Origin of the sequence: Paucibacter sp. KBW04 (assembly GCF_003852425.1) — a bacterium.
In the GTDB taxonomy this organism is placed as follows: Bacteria; Pseudomonadota; Gammaproteobacteria; order Burkholderiales; family Burkholderiaceae_C; genus Paucibacter_A.
Map to the genome: position 1 here is coordinate 26,535 of NZ_QAJN01000005.1, position 20,218 is coordinate 46,752.

At 61.6% G+C, this 20,218-nt stretch carries 16 protein-coding genes and 2 pseudogenes; 12 read left to right on the forward strand and 6 right to left on the reverse strand.

The features are described from left to right. Positions 1–82: 82 nt before the first annotated feature. Positions 83–4,156 carry a hypothetical protein gene (locus DBR47_RS07450; protein WP_124448549.1) on the reverse strand — a complete coding sequence of 1,358 codons (4,074 nt, stop codon included), beginning with the start codon at positions 4,154–4,156 and terminating at the stop codon, positions 83–85. After that, the gene (locus DBR47_RS07455; RefSeq protein ID WP_124448551.1) at positions 4,153–4,791 is read right to left on the reverse strand and encodes a poly-gamma-glutamate hydrolase family protein; all 639 of its coding nucleotides are present in this window, start codon (positions 4,789–4,791) and stop codon (positions 4,153–4,155) included. The genes DBR47_RS07450 and DBR47_RS07455 overlap by 4 nt, the downstream gene beginning before the upstream one ends. 1,147 nt (positions 4,792–5,938) lie before the next feature. On the opposite strand from DBR47_RS07455, the pseudogene DBR47_RS07460 reads away from it, so the two are divergent. Further along, positions 5,939–6,496 (forward strand): annotated as a pseudogene (locus DBR47_RS07460) (phage integrase N-terminal SAM-like domain-containing protein); the annotation flags it as partial. Here DBR47_RS07460 and DBR47_RS25470 read toward each other — a convergent pair. From DBR47_RS25470 to DBR47_RS07475, 3 genes are all read right to left on the reverse strand, one after another. Beyond that, on the reverse strand, positions 6,449–6,808 hold the full coding sequence (locus DBR47_RS25470; RefSeq protein ID WP_124448553.1) for a transposase: 360 nt from the start codon (positions 6,806–6,808) through the stop codon (positions 6,449–6,451). The pseudogene DBR47_RS07460 and the gene DBR47_RS25470 sit on opposite strands and share 48 nt — an antisense overlap. A gap of 297 nt (positions 6,809–7,105) precedes the next feature. Further along, a complete protein-coding gene (locus DBR47_RS07470) occupies positions 7,106–7,639 on the reverse strand; it encodes a VOC family protein (RefSeq protein ID WP_124448555.1) in 534 nt (177 codons plus the stop codon). A 9-nt stretch (positions 7,640–7,648) separates the two neighbouring features. Then, complete coding sequence (locus DBR47_RS07475) at positions 7,649–8,035, reverse strand: nuclear transport factor 2 family protein (protein WP_231512184.1); 387 nt, start codon at positions 8,033–8,035, stop codon at positions 7,649–7,651. Between the two features lie 468 nt (positions 8,036–8,503). On the opposite strand from DBR47_RS07475, the gene DBR47_RS07480 reads away from it, so the two are divergent. The 5 genes from DBR47_RS07480 to DBR47_RS07500 are packed head-to-tail and all read left to right on the forward strand — an operon-like array spanning position 8,504 to position 14,477. After that, complete coding sequence (locus DBR47_RS07480) at positions 8,504–10,573, forward strand: TonB-dependent siderophore receptor (RefSeq protein WP_231512185.1); 2,070 nt, start codon at positions 8,504–8,506, stop codon at positions 10,571–10,573. 2 nt (positions 10,574–10,575) lie between these two features. Continuing rightward, complete coding sequence (locus DBR47_RS07485; RefSeq protein WP_124448561.1) at positions 10,576–11,310, forward strand: ABC transporter ATP-binding protein; 735 nt, start codon at positions 10,576–10,578, stop codon at positions 11,308–11,310. Then, positions 11,307–12,731, forward strand: a complete 1,425-nt coding sequence (locus DBR47_RS07490; RefSeq protein WP_124448563.1) for a DUF3526 domain-containing protein — start codon at positions 11,307–11,309, stop codon at positions 12,729–12,731. The genes DBR47_RS07485 and DBR47_RS07490 overlap by 4 nt, the downstream gene beginning before the upstream one ends. Then, a complete protein-coding gene (locus tag DBR47_RS07495; protein ID WP_124448565.1) occupies positions 12,728–14,095 on the forward strand; it encodes a DUF3526 domain-containing protein in 1,368 nt (455 codons plus the stop codon). Before DBR47_RS07490 ends, DBR47_RS07495 begins: the two co-directional genes overlap by 4 nt. A gap of 58 nt (positions 14,096–14,153) precedes the next feature. Further along, positions 14,154–14,477 (forward strand): hypothetical protein, encoded by a 324-nt coding sequence (locus DBR47_RS07500; protein WP_124448567.1) that lies wholly within the window; start codon positions 14,154–14,156, stop codon positions 14,475–14,477. Positions 14,478–14,570: 93 nt separating this feature from the next. On the opposite strand, the gene DBR47_RS07505 is transcribed toward DBR47_RS07500, so the two are convergent. Next, positions 14,571–15,817, reverse strand: a protein-coding gene (locus DBR47_RS07505; RefSeq protein ID WP_370454885.1) for an IS3 family transposase whose coding sequence is annotated in 2 segments (ribosomal slippage) — positions 14,571–15,472 and positions 15,472–15,817 — 1,248 coding nt in all. Because the reading frame shifts where the segments join, the coding sequence is not laid out codon by codon here. Positions 15,818–16,965: 1,148 nt separating this feature from the next. Here DBR47_RS07505 and DBR47_RS07510 point away from each other — a divergent pair. The 6 genes and pseudogenes from DBR47_RS07510 to DBR47_RS07535 form a co-directional block, all read left to right on the forward strand. Then, positions 16,966–17,202: a hypothetical protein gene (locus DBR47_RS07510; protein WP_370454886.1), complete on the forward strand. Its 237-nt coding sequence runs from the start codon at positions 16,966–16,968 to the stop codon at positions 17,200–17,202. 546 nt (positions 17,203–17,748) lie between these two features. Continuing rightward, positions 17,749–18,306: a hypothetical protein gene (locus tag DBR47_RS07515; RefSeq protein ID WP_124448572.1), complete on the forward strand. Its 558-nt coding sequence runs from the start codon at positions 17,749–17,751 to the stop codon at positions 18,304–18,306. 7 nt (positions 18,307–18,313) lie between these two features. After that, positions 18,314–18,820 carry a lytic transglycosylase domain-containing protein gene (locus tag DBR47_RS07520; RefSeq protein ID WP_124448574.1) on the forward strand — a complete coding sequence of 169 codons (507 nt, stop codon included), beginning with the start codon at positions 18,314–18,316 and terminating at the stop codon, positions 18,818–18,820. Positions 18,821–18,885: 65 nt separating this feature from the next. Beyond that, the gene (locus tag DBR47_RS07525) at positions 18,886–19,182 is read left to right on the forward strand and encodes a TrbC/VirB2 family protein (RefSeq protein ID WP_124448576.1); all 297 of its coding nucleotides are present in this window, start codon (positions 18,886–18,888) and stop codon (positions 19,180–19,182) included. Positions 19,183–19,194: 12 nt separating this feature from the next. After that, on the forward strand, positions 19,195–19,527 hold the full coding sequence (locus tag DBR47_RS07530) for a type IV secretion system protein VirB3 (RefSeq protein ID WP_124448578.1): 333 nt from the start codon (positions 19,195–19,197) through the stop codon (positions 19,525–19,527). A 94-nt stretch (positions 19,528–19,621) separates the two neighbouring features. Beyond that, a pseudogene (locus DBR47_RS07535) lies at positions 19,622–20,218 on the forward strand (VirB4 family type IV secretion system protein); the annotation flags it as partial.

Here is a 20,218-nt window from a genome sequence, read left to right on the forward strand (position 1 = left end):
CAAAACGGCAACAGGGCATGCTCATGGCCCGCTCCAACTACCCGCCTTGAAGGTCACCCGAACCCTCCAAGAAGTTGAACTCTCAGGCGATGCGGGAACCGTAATTCTCCGGGTCAAGGCCCAGCGCAACGGCTGCTGCACCAAGTAGCGCTTTGGTTCCGACCCGGCCACCTTCGACGTCGGCGACCGCCTGTCGGAGCATAGGCACGCTGACCCGTGGTGAGGTGAACAAGAAAGCGTTGCTCGAAAGCTCCTTCCATGCGGGCGCGAAGCGCCGGGCAAGAGCGCGGGTGAACGTGTCCTGGAGAAGAACACCTTCGTTGGTGCACACCGTCAAGGACGCCAGCAGCGAGTGCATTCGCAGGGTAGCCCTTGGGGTATTCACGTCGCGGAGAAGGACCATCGCGGCGCCAAAGACCTGTTCGGCCGACTGGTCTTGAACGTCCTCAAGCGTTAGTTGGGCATCGTCGGCCGTCATCATCAATGAAGCCGACATTGCCTTCAGGCTCCTGACGGAGGGCGCATCATCGCCCCACACCTCCGCTGACTGGATTTGCCAGGCGGCCAGCGCCTCCATTGGCTCATCGGTGCAAATCGCTCCTGCAGCAAACAAGGCCACAAGACCACCATTCGACAGCTTGCTTCCCTCCGCCGGAGTGAGGTCTGGCTGCGACTCTTTCGAAAGCTGCCGGTCTGCAAGACAGTGCATTGTGTTCAATGCACGCTCAAAGTAGGCAACTGCAGAGATGACTCCCTTGCGTGCCCCTCTTGTCAACTCGAAAGCCAGCATCGCCTGCGCACCGGAGAAGCGAACTAGCGGCACGCTTGACAGCATCGCGGATCGCAGGACGTCCTCCATCTCCTCGGGCACGTCGCCAAGTTGCGCGGCAAGTTGACCAACGTTTGTCGCGACCAGCAGAGCCCGATACTCTTGGCCCGCAGTGGCTGGGCCTAAGCTTAGCCCTGGCTCTGACGCTCTGCCATAGGCCATCGGAGGGGTGTCTCCGACGCTTCCGGAAGCTAGGTCCTCGATGATTTTGCAGGTGGCTGCTGTCGCCCCAAGCACTGCCAGCCAGCTCTCGTTCGCGGCATCGCTTGCCTCCGTTGGAGCATTCAAAATGACGTCTGCAAGCCTGCGAGCGGCCCTCTGGCAGTCTCCCGCCATGGCTATCGCTCTACACCCGTCGACCACCAAGCCGAAACGTGTAATCGCCAAAGTTCGCAACGCAGAAACTTTGGCGCCGTCCATGAACAGCTCCTCCGCCTTTTCCCAGCGCTGCAAATGACAAGCGCTAATGGCGGCTCGCCTGTACGCAAACGAATCAAGCACATCCGCTGCGTGCGGCCGCTCGAAAAGAACCGCCCATTGGTCCAGAGCATCCGCGTAGTCCTTTTGCTGGAACAGCACGTTCACCCGCTGCTCTGCAATGGTCAGCGTCTCTCCAAACACCAGCGCTGCTTCGTCCAGTGCATTCATCGCTCCCGCGGGGTCGTCGACATGCTCACTGCGCACGATCGACGTTGCCCTCGCAACCTCACTCCCGAACCAGGACAAGCGATGGCCGCTAGCGATGCTCTGCGCGCGCAGCAACAGTGCCAGAACGGGCGTCCAATCTGTGCGCTCCGTGCACCCTGCTGCCCAGACGCCATGGACAAAGGCGCCGCAAGAGCTGACCAGAGGCCAACCTAGCACCGAGTCGAACTCTGCGCGAGCAGCCTCATCCGCGTCGAACTCAAGCCAATCGAGCAATCCGGCGAAGTCGGACAGCCCGCGCATGGACGACGCGTGCATAGAAAGATAGAACTGACTGGTCGTCGCATCCTTGGGGACCTCAAGGTCCATCTCACGCGACTCGACCAAGAACCGCCTGGCCATGCCTTCCGCATAGTCGGCCATCTTGCCGCGCCGATGACCCAGCGAACAGATTGCCGCCAACTTGGCTCTGAGTGGCACAAGAGGATTTCGGTTGACCACCAGACGCGAGCATCTGGCCACTTCCACCGCTTCCCGCATTTCAACGTCTTCAACGAAGGCGACCTCTTCCGTCCATCGTTCGAGAATGCGAACGACTTCTGATGACCCGGTCTCACTCGCAACGGTGAACTGCAACTGCCGCAGCATCACGCTGACCATCGCATGGGGCGAAAAGAATCGTTGGCCAGGCTCCAAGGCGACGTATGGCAACCAATTCAACTGCTGATAAAGCGCCTTTGCCACGGCAGTCTCGTCAATGGTCTCAACGATTCGCGCACCTTTGAGCAGACGCCGACCATCCTTGGCGATGAATGCATGAAACAGCAACGACGACGCATCCGACACATCTAGCTCGTGCACGCTCGCAATGGCATCGAACAGCCGCGTGTGGGCCTGCCGCATCTGCTTTTCCGTCCAGACCTGCTCGGTGGCTCCCTTCAGAAGCGGTGTAACCGAAAGGCGACCAGGCAAGGATTGCTCAAACCACTTGCCTGCCAAGGAGTCAATGACGTCACCACCGTTGGTCAGGCCCCCGATTTCCTGGGCCAGTGCAAGAAGCATTTTCCTGGATAGCGGATAGGTCGCCGCGCTGGCGGTGTAGACGAAAGACGCTACTTCGGCCGGCACCGTCCCGCTCAGCATGCTCCGCGCGGTGCCTCGAGCCGTTCTCACTGCAGGGGACGCGGTGACCATGTCTGCGCTGGTAGGTGCCGGCCAACGCTCCACTTCAAGTTCAGCGATTCGGACCTGGACGAGCTTCGGGTGACCTTGGGTTAGTCCGCAGATAAGAGCGCCCCAGATTCCGGCGAGTTCTTCAGGACAGCCATGGGCTCGGCATTGCTCGTCCACTTCGCTTGGCGGCATGGTCGGCACGTCAATGACTTCCAGACCTGCGACCGGCGCAAGCTGCTCAGACTCAGCTGATTCCCCCCGGGCCGTGAACAGCAGCGCCCGTTCAGAACGGACGGCTTGGCTCACCACTATGGACAGAGCAGTGCCGAAGGCGCTAAACGCGGAAGGCGAAATGTCGATGTTGTCGATGACGACGAGCGAAGGCGCATCCGAGCAAGCCATCGCTGCGATCAGCGCCCTTAGCAGGTTGTCGGTCTCTACTGCTGTACGGTTTGCTAGCGGGAACCACCACGCCTCTGGACACACGGCGTGGCCTACGAGTTGAGCCAAGGTCGTCTTGCCCTTGTGCACGCTCCCAGTCAGCAAGACCGCCGCGTGAGCGTCAATTCGCTCACGCACCCGTTGGACAAGCGCATCGCGATTCAGCAGCGGCGTCGGCGCCGGCGGCATCTCGAGCTTCATCATGTCCAACAACGCCCGGCCAGGATCGTATTCGCCAGCCTCAAGCGCACGCATGAACTGCGCGTATTGCAATGCCGGCACGGCCACATGCGCGGTAGTTGCCACCTCAATCTGGCGCAGCAGGTCCGCCGTTGTGAGGATACGGCTTGCTGACTCGGGCTTCACGACCACGTCGCTCACGAACGAGTAGAGGCGGTCGCAGACGGTAGCTGAGTACGATAGGCTTATCCCAGCTCCGTGCAACCTGTGAACAACACGGTCCTCAGCGCTCCGCTGCACTGCGTCGAGGCCTGGCTGGTTCAGGAACCAATGCACAGGGCGGAAAAGATGCGTTTGAGTAGCCGGGGCATCAGCCACTTCGAGGAATGCTCTCAGCGCACTATCCTCGGAAAGCTTAGGCGCCAAATACTTCTGCAGAGAGGACGCCATGTCGGCGTTTTCACGCGCGACGCTCCATGCGGACATGCCAGCGATCCCACCGAACGCAGCATCCTGCTCAACAACTGCATGCGCGGTCGAGATGTAGTGAAACGCGACGGTGCGCGTAGCTTCCCGAGTTCGTAGGGTCCAAAAGTTCTCGAGTGCTCTCAGTGCGCGCAGGTTGTTCAGGGAAATCCCATCGACCTCACTCTTGACCTGCTGGGCGACGACCTCCAAGGCCGAGGCCTTGTCAAAGTCCTCAGCCCCTTCAAGGTAAATGACCTCGTCCGGCGTACTAAGACGTAGCCATGCGTCAATCGACCACCAGAGCTGATAGATGACCCCCCTGATGGGCGCAACGGCCTGTCGTCGAGCATCAGCAGGAAGCTCTCTCGGAGGCTCCGCCGCCGCTGAAGGGCTAACAATTCCTGCAAGGACTTCTTTCATCGGTGCAACTGACTTTCGCCTGTGGCGCGCGGCGCGTTGCCTGGATCGACGAACCGAAGAAAGACGCCCCGAACCGCGCGAACTACGCGAGCAATAGTCGCAGGCGAGTTCCGCAGTGCAGCCGCCAGCTCCCTCTGAGCGCGAGCCCCGCTCCTTCCTCGTTTGCCGATGATGGAGGACTTGGTGCCCAGAAATTGGTACCCACTCTGCTTTGCAACAACCTCTTCGGACGCTAGCGCGTCAGCAACAAGCACTGCCAGCTCATCATCGGGCCTATCAAGAATTACCGCGATTTCATCGCCTTCGCACCCATAGACAGCCACAACGCGGTCACATCCAGCGATGAGCTCAGGGCACCTAAGTTCGCCGAAGTGTTCGCTCGTCAGATGCAGAGCCGCGTAGTTCTTCGCCTTTCGAGTGCATTCGAACAGATAACACGAGAAGTCGTCCCTAGCTATGTCGGCTGCAATCTGGGAAGTCGGCCGCTCGATGGCGCCGCCATGTGGCGCAACTACCGCAATCTGCAGAGGGTTTCTTCGCGAAATCGCGCTCCCATAGTCGACACCTTCCTTGTAGGTTGCATCCAAGTCAATGAATGACTTGAAATTCTGAGCGCGGGCTGGCGGCGAATCCATGCTGCCAGTTTAGACGCGGCCTAACCCCAATTTTCGCGGCGTTGCCAAGTTTGCTGGCCTTAGGCGGTGGGCGCCTTTGCGCGCTGATTGGTCTTGCCGTTATTCCTCCTGCGTACGGCTGCATCGCTTATTCCCGAAGGAGCGGCATGAGCGACGCTACGCATGAGTTCTTGTACGCGCGCTCCAGCGAGCGTTGAACGACCGTTTTCGGGCGACGAGTTCAGTAAACCGACGGACCGCTCCCGCTGCATAGCTGCCATCCGACGACCAACGACGCCTGTAGGCTGGCAGCGGCCATTCGTTTTTGGACGCCCAACGACCGCAGTGGCCGAGACCGGCCGTTGGGTGCTTCATTGGCCGGAAGACAGCTTCTCCTCCCGAAGCTGACCGTCGTTGAATCGAAGATCAGGACCAGCAGCGTGCAGAAGCTGTTTGCTCCAACGACAGCTTTTCCAGGCTGCGGACTAGCAATCGGCAGTGTTGGCATGAAGGGCGATCTTGCCTGCGGTGGGCTGCACCGCGCCCGTTGCCGTCATTGGAAGCCGACCTCCGGCAGCCAATCTGCGCCCCAAAGCTGCCATTCCCAGAGCACGACACATCGCCTATTGCAGTCGCTCAATGTAGAAGTGAGCGGCCTGCGCGGCATTTCGCGCAGGTCCGCTCGACTGCCGGGTTAGAAGGGCAAATTAACGAGCCTCCTGTCATTTACTTTTTGGGGGATTGCTAGATTTGCTAGGTTTGAGGGACGGTGTATTCCCTGGTGTGGTTTTGTTATCACGGCGGCGTTGATCCGGCTGCCCTGTTGATTTTGCTATCGGCTTTGGTCCTGGTTTAAGTGCCATGAATGCTCTCCTTTGTGGTTTGAAAATTACAGTGTGCGCGTACCTTCTAACTTGGATACATGGAGACAGCAGTGACGCATAACTTAGCTCCCTTCCTCCATAACATGTCCGATGTGACAAGGCTGAAAGCGGCTTGAAGCTTGGCGTTGCGCGGCATATGCTGTGCAAAATAACAGTATTCAATAACAGGCAAGAACCTCACTCAGATTCTGAGCTGCATTTCTGGCTGAATTGCTCGGTAGCAACCCACATAGGGGCAGCTTTGTGCATTGGAGATGCACATGCGAGACCCGTCTATCGCACCAATGGGGGAAGTCAGGCGCAAGGCGCTACGCCCCAAAGTTGTTTCAGCGACCCTACCTGCGTTGAAGGCCCCGCGACTGTTGGATCAACTTCGCGAGCGCATCCGGTTCCGGCACTACAGCCGCAGCACCGAGGACGCCTACGTTTTCTGGGTGCGAACCTTCATTCGACATCACGGGCTACGCCATCCTCGGGACCTTGATGGTGCTGCCGTTGAATCCTTCCTGACCTGGTTGGCCAGCGAACGCCAAGTGGCACCGGCAACGCACAGGCGGGCCTTGTCAGCCCTGCTGTTCCTCTACGGCAAAGTGTTGGGTGTGCAACTACCCTGGATGTCTGAGATCGGACGCCCGCGACCGCAGCGGCGCTTGCCAGTGGTGATGTCGCGCGACGAGGTCGTCAACGTCCTGTCGAGCCTCGACCTGGAGTGGCGACTTTTCGGGCAATTGCTGTATGGCACAGGCATGCGAATCACCGAGGGCCTGCGCCTGCGTGTCAAGGACGTGGACTTCTCACATGGAGCGATCATCGTTCGCGAGGGCATCGGCGGCGCTGGTCGGCCACGAAACAGCGATCGTGGTCGAGCCTCGCTGCACGTCGATGCGGATTGGTGCCGGCTCCGCTGGCACAGCAGGCATAGGCACAGGCACGAAGCCGGCATACGTAGTCAGCGGCGCCAGCTGGGCACGTTGCGTCACCGCGGTTGACGACTGGGACATCAGCACCCAGCGGCGCAGTAGATTGGCATTGATGCCGTGGGCCATCGCCACGGCGGCCAGTGAAACTCCTGGCCGCGTGCTTGCTTGGACGACGCGGGCCTTGAATTCTTCACTATGGGTTCGCCTCCGGCGCCCGCTCTTTGCCTGCTCCATGGTGCACACGTATCCGCTCAGTTCTTGATGGATACGAGCATCCTTGACTCAGCTCGGCGGATCAATATGACTTGGCTGAACGCTTACAACTCTACAGCTTGGAAACGGACTTTCACCAACTGCTGCTTTAGGCTGCTTGCTGCCGTTCGAACTCGGCCCTTCCTAGGTCAGCAAAGTGCCAAAAGCAGTCGTCAGCCCTGGTCAAATGAGTTGCCGGAAAGCTGTCGCTCAACGCTCAGCATCAGCGGCAGCGCATAGCGCCGCCCGCTGTACGCTGTTGTTAGCCGACAGTTTCAATTACCGCTCGTCCAACGCCGCTCTCAACGCTGAGATGTCGATTCTTCTCATCCCGAATAGAGCGATATTCATTCGCTCCGCTTTCTGCCGGTCCGGGCCTTCATCGATTTCCCAGACAAAAGACGGCACAACTTGCCACGATACCCCGAAGCAGTCCCTAACCCAGCCACAAGGCTGCTCCTCCCCACCGTCGGAAAGTACGCCCCATAGCCTGTCAATCTGCTCCTGGGTCTCGCACGAGACATAGAACGACACGCTCTCGTGGAATTTACCGAAGTAAGCCCCGCCGTTGAAGGCCACGATCTCCTCTCCATTGAGAGTAAAGCGGATCGTTTTCACGTCACCAGCAAGACCGGGCATGATTTCTTCAGACATCTCTGGCACCTGCCGAAGCGCCTTGATCTCCTGCTCTCCGAAGTAATTTCGTCCCAGAATCTTCGAGTTCCCAAACACAGCGTCGAAGAGATCAATGTAAGTTGCAACGGCCTCTTCGAGATTCTTGTTGAATCCCAAGCACACGGTAATCGTTTTCATAGGTTGTCCTCACGAATTGAGTTGGTGGGGAGCTGAGTGATGCTCGTGTTCGATCTGCCATTGGCCGTTGCGCTTGGTCAAACCCAACGTCAGACGACACACCGGCTCCGAAGATCCCCCGATGCGCAGAAGCCCGGTGGCAAAGGCTACCTCGTCACTTGCGGTGATACGTAGGTCTTCGATGACGAACACCTCCTGGCTAGGTGCGCCGTAACGAAAGAAGAGTTCCCAAGTTTTTCGGTAGTCGTCGATGCCCACTGTTTGCAGTGACTCCGGGACGTCGAACATCAGCACAGACTCCGAGTGGTGGGCGAGGATGCCCTCCATGTCGCCATTCTGAATTGCGCACTCCCAAGAGCGGATCAGGCTCTGTATGTCCTCTTTGTGCGATTTCATCCTCATAAGTCCCTCCGACTTCCGGTTATTCGGCCAACAGCGCGCAGGACGCGGTGCAGGTGGACAGTGTTGGTAGTACCCATGTTTCACTCATGTTTCGTTCCCTTCAGGCGGTCAGAGGAAGGCCCTCTACCGGTACGACGAACGGGCCGGGGTGTTTTCGACAAGGTCCGCCAGGCAGCCCCCCCCCACTCGGACGCACCTTCTCAGCGCACGCCCTTGAACGTCCGTGTCGAAAAGGCTGTTGAACTAAACCGATGACGCGGTGTTGCCCTGTCACGGGTGGCTTCGGCAATGGCCTGCCGAATCACAGCGCGCTGCCAGGTGTTTCGTTCCATGTTCCACACCAAATACACTTCTTATTGATTATGATTTCGCATTATCATTAACAACAATATTTCCGCACACCTCCCTTGCAAAAGTCTTTTCATGCCCCCTGCTCGCTCCCCTCACCTGATTGCTCTCGCCATGGCTTCACTTGGCGTCAACAGTTCCCACGCGCAAACAGCGCAAGATGCCCCCGCGACCCTGCCTGCTGTCGAAGTGGTCGGACGCACTGCCTCTGGCGCGTACCACGCAGGCGATGCTGCCGGAGCCAAGACCGAGTTGCGCCTGCGAGAGCTACCCCAAGCGGTTCGCGTGCTGACCCGCCAGGCCATCGACGACCTGGGCGCCACTAAGCTCGACGATGTGCTGGACTACGTGGGCGGCGTCTCACGCCAGAACAACTTCGGCGGACTGTGGGACAACATTGCGGTGCGTGGCCTGGCCGGCAACGAGAACACCGGCATGGCCACGCTTTTGAACGGCTTCTCGTCCAACCGCGGCTTCAATGCGCCGCGCGACCTGGCCGGCGTCGAGCGCATCGAATTCCTCAAGGGGCCCGCTGCTGCGCTCTACGGCAGCAGCGAGCCCGGCGGCACCCTCAACATCGTCTCCAAGCGGCCGCTGTGGAAGGCCGGCCATGCACTGGAGGTCTACGGCGGCAGCTTCGACCTCAAGCGGGCGGCACTGGACAGCACCGGCCCCTTGAGCGACACACTTGCCTACCGCCTGAACGTCGCCATTGAGGACCGCGACAGCTTCCGTGATCACATCCACGCGCGCCGTGAGGTGGTCGCCCCGGCTTTCAGCTTGAAGCTTGGCGCCGACACCATGCTGGACTACAACGGCGAGCTGCTGCGCCACCGCACGCCGCTGGACCGCGGTGTCGTGGCCACAGCGGATGGCAAGTTGGGTGTCATCCCGCGCGAGCGCTTCCTTGGTGAACCGGCAGACGGCGATGTGACGGTGGACAATCGCACCCACCAGCTCATCCTGTCCCACGACTGGAGCGACCACTGGCGCGGTCGACTGGGCCTAGCCTATCGCGAGACCGGCATCCACGGTTTCTCAACCGAGCCGACCGCGCTGCGGACCGATGGCACGCTGACACGCCAGCGTCGCATGCGCGACTACGACTCCGACGACCTCGCGCTGCAGGCTGAGCTGCAGGGGCGCTTGCGCGCTGCCGGCGTGGTGCACGAAGTGCTGCTGGGCGCAGAGACCTTTCGCTTCGACATGGACACGGTGATGCTGCGCGTCAACCCCAGCACCGCCAGCCCCTACGCGATCAACATCTATCAGCCCGTCTACGGTCAGCCCCAGCCCACACCGGCGGCCAACACGGACACCTTGGAGCATCAACGCGGCACCGCGTTCTACGCGCAGGACGCGATCACGCTGGCGCCGCAATGGCGATTGCTGGCCGGCGTGCGCGTCGACAGCTTCCGCCAGTCGCTGCTGAACCGGCGCACCATCGTCACGACGCGGCAGGATCCTTCGGCCACGTCACCCCGCATCGGCATCAGCTGGCTGCCGACCTCGCAATGGACAGTCTATGCCAGCGCCGGCAAGTCCTTCCGTCCCAACGTCGGCACCGACTTCGGCGGCCAGGCTTTCGCACCTGAAAGCGGCCGCGCGCTGGAGCTGGGCGCCAAATGGGAGAGCATAGGCCAGCGCATGGGCCTGACCGCAGCGCTCTTCGACATCCGCAAGCGCAACGTACTGACAGCCGACCCGGTCAACACGGGTTACTCCATCGCCGCGGGCGAAGTCGGCAGCCGCGGCCTGGAGCTGGACTTCACGGGCCAGGTGAGCAGCGCGTGGCGCGTCAACGCCAGCCTCGTGTGGAATGACGTGGAGGTGCGCCGCGACACCACGCTGCCGACAGGCACCCGCCTGCTGAACGTGCCAAGGGTCAACGGGAGCCTGCTGGCGGTGTACGAAAGCTCGTTCGCCAATGGCCAGCGCTACGGTCTGGGCGGAGGCCTCACGCATGTCGGCGCGCGCATCGGCCAGACCGCCACCTCCTTTGAGCTGCCCGCTTACACGACGGCCAAGCTGGTGGGCCACTGGCGCATCAACCCGACGCTGCGGGCTACGCTGGACGTCGACAACCTGTTCGACACCACCCACTACACCAGCTCCTACAGCCGCGTCTGGGTCACGCCGGGGGCGTCGCGCACGATGACCCTGGGCCTGCAAGCGAAGTTCTGATCATGGCCTCCACTAACGCCCCCCTGCTGGACATCAGCGCTGCCGTCGCGGGCTATGGCAAGCGCGACGTGCTGCAAGGCCTGACCCTGCAAGTCGCACCCGGCGAAATCTATGCGCTGCTGGGTGCGAACGGCGCTGGCAAGACCACCACCATCAGCCTGCTGCTCGGCTTCGTACAGGCGCGCACAGGCCGCGTGCGTGTGGGTGGAATCGACCCGGCCGCTGACGCTGCAGGCGCCCGGCGGCAGATCGCCTACATCCCGGAAAACGTCGCGCTTTACGAGCACCTGAGCGCCCGCGAGAACCTGGCCTATCTGCTGGATCTCGCGGGCCAAGCGGCCAGCGACGCCGCCGTGCGCGAGGCGCTGACCGCCGCCGGGCTGGCAGGTGCGACTCACGACCAGCGCGTGTCAGGCTTCTCCAAGGGCATGCGCCAGAAAGTGGTCATCGCGCTGGCCCTGGCCCGTCATGTGCCGGCCTTGCTGCTGGACGAGCCCACCTCCGGATTGGATCCGCAGGCCAGCGCCGAGTTCAGTCGCCTGCTGGGTGAGCTGCGCGCACGCGGCGTGGCGGTACTGATGGTCACGCACGACCTGCTGGGTGCCGCCGATGTGGCTGACCGCATCGGCTTCCTGCTGGCCGGCAAGCTAGTGGAGGAAGTGACCGCAAACGGACCGGACCGCTTCGACGTGCGCGCACTGCACCGTCACTACGCAGTGGCCGAGACGGGCGCATGAGCATCGTACGCATTGCCCACGAGGAATGGCGGCTGATGCGCCGGGACCGAGTCGCCATGCTCGGCCTGGCACTGCTGCTGCTGCTCGGCACCATGGCCGCCTTCACCGCCTGGGACCAGCGCCGCGCCGCCCAGTCCAACCGCCAACAGCACCAGGCGCAGGTGGATCAGGAGTTCGACGCCCAGCCAGACCGCCATCCGCACCGCATGGTGCATTACGGCCATTTCGTCTTCCGCCCGCTGAACCCGCTGGCGGCCTTCGACGCCGGCATCGATCCCTTTACCGGCCACACGCTGTTCCTTGAAGGCCATCGCCAGAACAGCGCGAACTTCGGCGATGTGCGGCAGTCATCGCTGCTGCTGCGCTTCGGGCAGCTGTCCCCGGCCTTCGTGCTGCAGGTGCTTGCCCCGCTGCTGCTGGCCTTCATCGGGCATGCCGCGGTCGCCCGCGAACGCGAGCGGGGGACCTTGCGCGTACTGATGGCGCAGGGCTTGCACCCCGGCCAGCTGGTGGCCGGTAAGCTGCTGGCCCTCGCAGCGACGGCTGGGCTGATGTTGCTGCCAGCTCTCGTGGCGTTGGCTGCCATAGCAGTGAACGACCCGGCCAGTACCCCGCTGGCGCTCGCCATCGCACTGGCCTATGCGGCCTGGTTGCTGCTGTGGACGCTGGGCGTGGTGCTGATCTCGACCTGGGCGGGGCGCAGCCGCGATGCCCTGATGGCGCTGCTGGCGGTATGGGCCGTCAGCGTGGTGCTGCTGCCGCGGCTGGCCGCCGAGCTCGCGATCGCGAAGCAACCGCTGCCCACGCGCCTGGAGACCGACATCGCGGTGGCGCGCGATCTGGCGGCGCTCGGCGACAGCCACAACCCCGACGACCCCTACTTTGCCGAATTCCGCCGTAAGGCGCTGGCCCAATACCGCGTCTCGCGTGTCGAGGATCTGCCTGTCAACTACAAGGGGCTGGTGGGCATGGAGGGTGAGCGCCTGACCAGCGAGCTGTTCGAGCGCTACGGCCGCGAGAGCTTTGCGCGCCAGCGTGCGCAGCTCCAACATGTGGCCCTGTTCTCCTCGCTCAGCCCGCTCATCGCACTGCGCGGCGTCTCCATGGCCGCCGCGGGCACCGACCTGCCCAGCTACCGGCGCTTTCTGGAGCAGGCCGAGCAGCATCGCTACACCCTGGTCCAGTCCCTCAACCGACTCCAGGCCGAACAGCTGAGCTGGGCCTCTGACCGCAACAGCCGTGAGAGCCGGATCAGCAAGGACCACTGGCATGGGCAGGCGGCCTTCCACTTCGAGCCCGAGCCCATGGGCGAAACGCTCCAGCGCGTCTGGCCCCTAGCCGCCGTGCTGGCAGCCTGGCTGCTGGCACTGGCCGCAGCCCTGGCCTGGGCCACCCGACGTCTGCAAGGAGCGATGCGATGAGCGCGCTGCGTCACGAATGGCGGCTGCTGAGCCGCTCACGCTGGGCCATGGCGGCGTTGCTGCTGTTGTTGATCCTCTCCACCCTGGCCGTCATCAGCGGGCTGCGCGAGGTGCAGCGCCAGGAGGACACCATAGCGCGCGTTGCCAAGCTGCAGCAAGAAGAGCTGGTGCAACAGGCGTCCAAGCTGACGCGTCAAGGCGATGCGGGCGCGGTGGGCTACTACGCCTTCCTGGGCACCTGGGATGCGCCCTCGCCTGCCGCCTTCCTCGCCCTGGGCCTGCGCGATGCCACGCCCTACGTGCTGCGCGTGCGCGCGCTCGCCCTGCAATCCCAGCTGCACGAGGGGGAGAGTTACAACCCCGAGCTGGCGCTGGCGGGCCGCTTCGACCTGGCCTTCGTCACGGTCTACCTGTTGCCGCTGTTCCTGATTGCACTGCTCTACGACCTCGTCAGCAGCGAGCGGCAGTCGGGCCGGCTGGCCACGCTGCTGGCCCTGCCCGCTGCTGGTCGAGCGTTGTGGTGGCGTCGGGCGGGTCTGCGTGCAAGCCTGGCGACTACCTGTGTGCTGCTGCCGCTTCTGGTCGGCGGCGTCGTCAGCGGCATGGCGCCGGCTGCGTTGGTTGCCGTCATAGTGGCCCTGCTGGCCTATGTCGCCTGTTGGACGGGTCTGGCCCTGGTAGTCGGCCTGCGCGGCGGCAGCTCGGTGGCAAACGCCACCGCGCTGATGGGCTGCTGGGCCGTGCTGACGCTGGTCTTGCCAACGCTCGGCAATGCCGTGCTAAGCCGTGCCGTGCCGGTGCAGCAGGGCGCGGCGCTTTTGCTGGCCCAGCGCCAGGCTGTGCATGGCGCGTGGGATGTGTCGCGGGAGGAGACGCTGGCCGGCTTCTTCCGCAGCCATCCGCAATGGCAGGACACAGCCCCTTTGTCCGCGGGCTTCCACTGGAAGTGGTACTACGCCTTCCAGCAGCTCGGCGACGAGAGCGTGGCGCCGCAGGTCGCCGCCTACCGCCAGGCCTTGCGCGCACGACAGAAGGCGACCGAGACCCTGGGCCACGCCCTGCCGGGCGTGGGTCTGCAAGCGGTGCTGCACCGCATCGCCGGCACCGACCTGCTTGCGCAACTTGCCTACCAGGACGCCATCACGGCTTTTCACACGCAGCTGAGAGAACAGCTCTACCCCTATCTGTTCCGGGAGCGCCGATTCGAGGCGAAGGACTTTGCCCGACTGCCGAGCTTCGAGCCCAGAGTCGCGACGATCGATTTCCCATGGGTGCCGTTGAGCTCGCTGGCCCTGGTCGGCGCGCTGATCTGCGGCCTAGCGACACGCGCCGCCGGCCGCGTGGCAATTCGCGACATCACATGAAGAAGAAGGACCTAAACAAGCCGGACCTTAAGCCACAGCAGCCTGGCCCTTAGGCACCATGAGTCTGATCGAACTGCGCAAGCCAAGGGTGGCCTATCGCGGCCACCCTCCGGAGCACCAGGTGTCCGGCGTGTTCGATCCCGGTTCACCCATCGCCATCGCTGCCCAATCGCATTCGGCAGAAGGCGCGGTGGTGCAGGCACTGAGCCTCGGCCAACATCGGCAGCACGCGGCGCTCTACCGACTTCGCGGCGCAGAGCTGTCCCGCCCGATGTGCCAGACCCGCCCACTTGCTCTCGCTCAGCCCACCGCCGCCGACATCACGACGAAAGCTCCTTTGCGCCCCTGCTCCCCATTCCATCCTGGAGGTATACATGCTTGATTCCCGCCTACCCACCACCGTCCTGTCCGGCTTCCTGGTTGCCGGCAAGACTGATCTTGCCCCCGTAGGTCCGGACACTGTCCAGTCGCTAAGTTAGCCCTGGTGGGCGGTTTGATTGTGCCGCCTTCGGAACTCTCTAGGCGACATCATCTTTAAACTCGAATGCGGGTGGATCTCGTTGAAGTGCTCGAACGCCCCAGGCAATTGCGCCAGCACCGTTCGCGCATCCCGCAGATCCATTCGACTCATGTAGTCCCGTTTGAAGGTGTTCACGAAGCTCTCGGCCATGCCGTTGCTTTGCGGGCTGCACACCGGCGTGGTGACTGGCTTCAATCCTAACGATCTGGCAATGCCGCGCGTCTCGTGAGCGATGTAGGCGCTGCCGTTGTCGGTGAGGAATTCCAATTGACATGCTTGGGGCGCGCCCTCAGCTGTGCCAAAGCACCGCTCCACGGCCTCCACCAGCATGTCGCGCACCGGCTCGCCCGGCAGCCCTTTGCCCTCCCAAGCTCGCCATGCCAGGATCTCCCGGTCGCAGCAGTCCTTGGCGAAGGTGGGCGTGACGGTCTCGCCTGAATCACACTTGATTTCGAAGCCGTCGGAGCACCAGTGCATATTGCTCATCGGCACGCTGACTTTGCCGTCGTGAACGCGGCTTGAATGCTGACGCTTGGGCGCCTTGGGTAGCAGCAGTTGATGCCGGGCCATGATCCTGTAGATACGCTTGTGATTCATCACCGGTTGGCCTTGCGAGCGCCGCTCCCGATTGAGCAGCGCACCGGCTCGGCGATAGCCATAACTGGGGAGCTCCGCAATGTGGTGGCGAAGGTCGGCAAGCAATGCCCCGTCCTCGACTGGCGTGCGACCACTGCGACCGTCTTGCCAGTCGCCTGGCCTGTGATGCCTGACATGCAAGTTCGAGCGCGCCACGCCCAGCGCCGAGCAGACCGACTTCATTGGTCGTCCCCCGGCAACAAGGGCGAGCGCGCAATCCACTTTTTTGAGGCGGCGATCTCCACGGCTTCCTTGAGGATCTCGTTCTCCAAGGTTTTCTTACCCAGTACGCGCTGCAGCTTGGCGATCTCAGCCCGCGCTGCGGCCAACTCCGACGCAGGCACAACAGCCTCTCCAGCGCCAACGGCCACCAATGCGCCGTCACGATCTAACTTGCGCCAAGTGAACAGCAGGCTGGCCGCAACGCCTTCCTGGCGGGCTACGAGCGACACGCTCATGCCCGGCTCATATGTCTTTCGAACCAAAGCTGCCTTTTCGGCAGCCGACCAGCGCCGCCTACGTTGGTCACGGGTGATGACTTCAATCGTCTCTGTATGCCTAGTCATATGCACAGTCCTATGCCTATCTGGAAGATAAGCGATAGACCGTGCCCGGAGATTCAGGGGGCTATCTCATGGCGGAATCACAAAACCTTCCCCGAGTCCTTCACGCTCTGCAGCTACTGCGACACGAAGGCGCCCAACATAGCGCCCACCCTGGCTCCCTTCAGTCGCTGGACGCTGCGCAGTAAAGTCGCGCAGCGCCGGTTAGCCCTACGCCGAACGACTAGCTTATCGCTAGCCGGCAATGACGGATGTGGCGTCATCAACTACACGTTAATGGCCGGACGGAATTGTCCAAGATGGTTGAGGTTTGTCCGACACATGCCTTCGGATCAGTTCCCGCGTGCAGCTTCGCGCGAGCAACTGAATTGGGGTGAGACTGCTCGAACTACGACTCCGCGACTATCGCTGTGGTGCTAACTGCGAAATCTTGTTCTAAGACAGCGCTGATGAGCTAGACAAGCGACCGCCGGAAGTGCGCATTGGGCAATCAGGACTGGCTTCCCAACCGCAGACAATTCCAGTAGCTGCGGAAACGCACTGCTATGGTACTTTTTTTCACTATCTGCTTCTTACGCAGCAGACGTGACATAGGCATACTGAAAAGGATCTTTTTAGACCGGATTACGGCTCAACACAATCGTCCCATACTCCTATTTCCCGCAAAGCCCTACAAAACCAGCAATGTATTTTCACCAAGAATCACTCTGCACCCATTAAGACCTCCAGTCGGAGCAACAGGGGCACGCAAACTCAGCCCACTCAATTCCCCTGGCAGACCCTTCCAATCGCTGAATTGATCAAGTTCACTTCACGCGGCTGACGCTTGGCAAGGCATTGGCGATCGCGATGGTTCAAGGGCAAATTGACGGCCCCATAGCCCTCCAATTTTTACTGGCCATCGAGTCGACTCAACTCATTTGACGCCAGGCCTGCTCTCCGACCAGACCGACTGATGCGCCTCGACAGAAAAACTCAGCCAACCAAACCAAAACGGTCTTGCTTCGTCTATTTTCGAACAGCCTTCAATTCAGTCACTGCACTATCAAAAGCGCCCGCTTCTCGGCAAAAACAAGCTCTCTTACTCTGTAAGCAAGCTCCCAGTTGCTGCCACCCGATATATTCCACAAAACATTTAGCTAGGCACAATGATGGAATTAATTCCTGTAGTCCTCTTCCTGTTCAAAGTCATCGTGTTAGGTACGGGCATGTTTATCGCCATCAAATGGCATTACGACAAGGAAAAGAAAAACAATGACAAGGATGTACGTGCAGTGCTGATCATGGGCGCCAAAGTAGCCGCCGCCTTCACGCTATTGGCCCTCGGCTTAGTTTTCGCGACGTTTACCCTTGGCGGGCGCCTCGGTTTGGATTTGACCTTTCTTTGATGCCATTGAAATTTGCCAAAAATCTGCCTGCGCAGCGGAGGCGAATCCCCCAGCAGCAGTGCCCCTACTAAGAAATAGCTCCGCCTAAATATTTGACGGCATGTTTACCGGGCAATGCTTTGTACCCGCTTGACGGATCTTCCATCAATGCCCGCCAAGCGCCCAAGAATTCGAGCCGGTGGAGCCCTACCCTAGGGTCAACGCCGCCAAATTGAAGAATCAACCAGCTGATATCTGGCCGCATTTTTTCAGGAAGCGTCTGAGCAGGTCGCTCGAATGCCAGCAAGGCATTCGACACCTCGCGGCGGGACGGCCCGGGACAGGGGAATCAACCTCCGCTGCATTGCCTACAGAAAGTTTCGGGCACTCGACCCTCACTGATTGGAGTCGCTGCTGAGCTGCAGCCCGGGCCTCCAACTGAACCGCTGAATCAACGCCAAAACTCATCGCAGTTCTAGGGCGGTCCAGAACCTAGAGTTTCCATACAGGGCGCACAACAGCACCCCGGATCGAAATCTCTCGGTTCCTACGCCTTCAGGACCTGCCATGAACGCCTCAACCCTCCCCGGTCGGCACCGGCCCAAAGTGAACTTGGGCCACCACGCACAATGCTTCGCGACGCTGCTGGCCGTTAGCGCCATATTTAGCTCCTGCACCCCTGCCCACGCTGTGGACGGCTGCACCGTGCTGCTTTGCTTCGCAGCACCGAGCTGGAAGGCCATCCCACAATGCGTGCCCCCCATCCGCCAAGTCTTGCGCGACCTGGCCCGCGGCAAGGCCTTCCCCAGCTGCGCCATGTCAGGCGCCGGCAATAGCGCAGGCAATCAATGGGCGCACGCCCCCTCGCTGTGCCCGCCGCAGTACACACTGAGCTTTGATGGCCCCTTTGGCCCTGTACATCAATGCCTGTACAGCGGGGCGATCTCCGTCTCAGTAAACGGCGAAACCTGGTCTCGCACTTGGTGGGACTTGAACGGCGGCAGCGTGACCGAGTTCAGCGCCACCGCCAAGCAGCAGATTTGCCGCTGGGATACCCAGTTTGACGACGACTACGCGCGCTGGCTCGCCACCCAGCCACCACCCTCAGCCTGCCTGACCTGCTGAAACCACCATGGACGCCATCACCCTTGCCTCATTCGTGCTGGCCTGTGCGCCGGCCGTGCATCTAGGCACGGCTCAGGCGCTGACTGCGGTGGAAAGCAGCTTCAATCCACTTGCGATTGGCGTGGTCGGCGGAATGCTGGAACGGCAACCCCGAAACCAAAGCGAAGCGCTGGCAACCGCCCGACAGCTGCAAGCACTGGGTTGGAATTTCAGCGTCGGGCTGGGCCAGATCAATGCGCGCAACCTGGAACGCCTGGGCTTAAGCGTAGAAGCTGCGTTCGATCCCTGCCAGAACTTGCGAGCTATGCAGACCGTTTTGCTTGAGTGCTTTGAACGGGCGGTGGTTGTGCCCACAAGCCCCAGATCCAGCTTGCCAGGCACGACAAACACACAGGCCGCCCAAACCGCCCTGCGCCGCGCCCTCTCCTGCTACTACAGCGGCAATTTCAGCACTGGCTTCAAACACGGGTATGTGCGCCGCGTTGCGCGAGCCATGCCGCCCCCACCACCGTAGACCGAGCAATACGCCAACCTAGGCGACCCTTGCCCTCAAACGTCATTCTTGTCAGGAGGCTCTCCATGCGTCAAATCGCTCAGCTCCGCACACGCGCTGCAGCCCGTGCAACAGCCCTCACCCTTGGCTTGCTTGCAAGCCGATGGGCGGTCGCCCAAGGATTCGAGAAGATCAACACCACGGTCACCAACGTCAACGCCATCCTGACCGTGATCTCCGTTTCGGTGGTGGCGATTGCCATCATCTGGGCCGGCTACAAGATGATTTTTCAGAGCGCGCGTTTGTCCGACGTTGGCAATATCTTGATCGGCGGCACGCTGATTGGCGGCGCCACGGCCATGTCGACCTACATCGTTTCCTGAGGGGAGCGAATCATGCAGGCCGAGCTCATCTACAAAGGCGCCACCCGCCCCGCCATGAAGCTGGGCATCCCGCTGGTGCCCTTGGTCATCCTGGGCGGCGTCAGTATGCTGACCACGATGTGGGGAGGCGTGCTGATCAGCTGGTGGCTGGCCCCGGCGGTGCTCGTCGCCACGGGCCCAGCCTTGGCTTGGATGCGCTTCGTGACGACCAAGGACGATCAACGCTTCAAGCAGATGTTTATCGCTCTGAAGTTGCGCCGGCATGACCACAACCGCAGGCTCTGGCAGGCCCGCAGCTACGCCCCCACGCTTTACCGAGGAGCCCGCGATGCTTGGTTTCACTGAACTCCGGCGCGCGGCGCTCAAGCTGACCCAGCCCAGTCAATCTGGAGCACCAAACCAGCCCAAACCGACCAAGCTCCGGCAACAAGCAAAGCTCATGCCTCGCTACTGGAACCGTGCGCGGATGGAGAACCCCCTGGCCCGATTTGTGCCGTTCTCATCCCTGGTGAGCCCGCACGACGTGATCACTCGCGGCGGCGACTACCTGCGGGTCTGGCGTCTGGACGGCGTGCCCTTTGAGTGTGCTGACGAGCAAAGGGTGGCCGAACGCCATGAAGCCCTGTGCGGCCTGTTGCGAAACCTGGCAGGTGGCCAATGGGCCGTGTGGATGCATCGCCTGCATCGGGTCGTCGAAGACGAGCTGGAGCACCCGACTGAACCCGGCTTTGCCCAAGATCTTTCGCAAAGCTACCGCGCAAACCTAGGCGTCAAGCGGATGATGAGCAATGAGCTCTACCTGACTTTGGTCTACCGGCCCACACGCTCACCAGTAGGCCGAGCGCTGCAATCCAGCAAACGAACACGCGCCGACATCCTCCAGAACCAGGCGGAGGCCTTGAGGCAGATGGAAGAGCGCGGCGCCCTCGTCAGCCGCATGCTGCGCGGCTTCGGCCCCGAACTGCTCGGCATGCGCCGACACGCCGGCCGCAACTACTCTGCCGTGGCAGAGTTCTTGGGCTATTTGATCAATGGC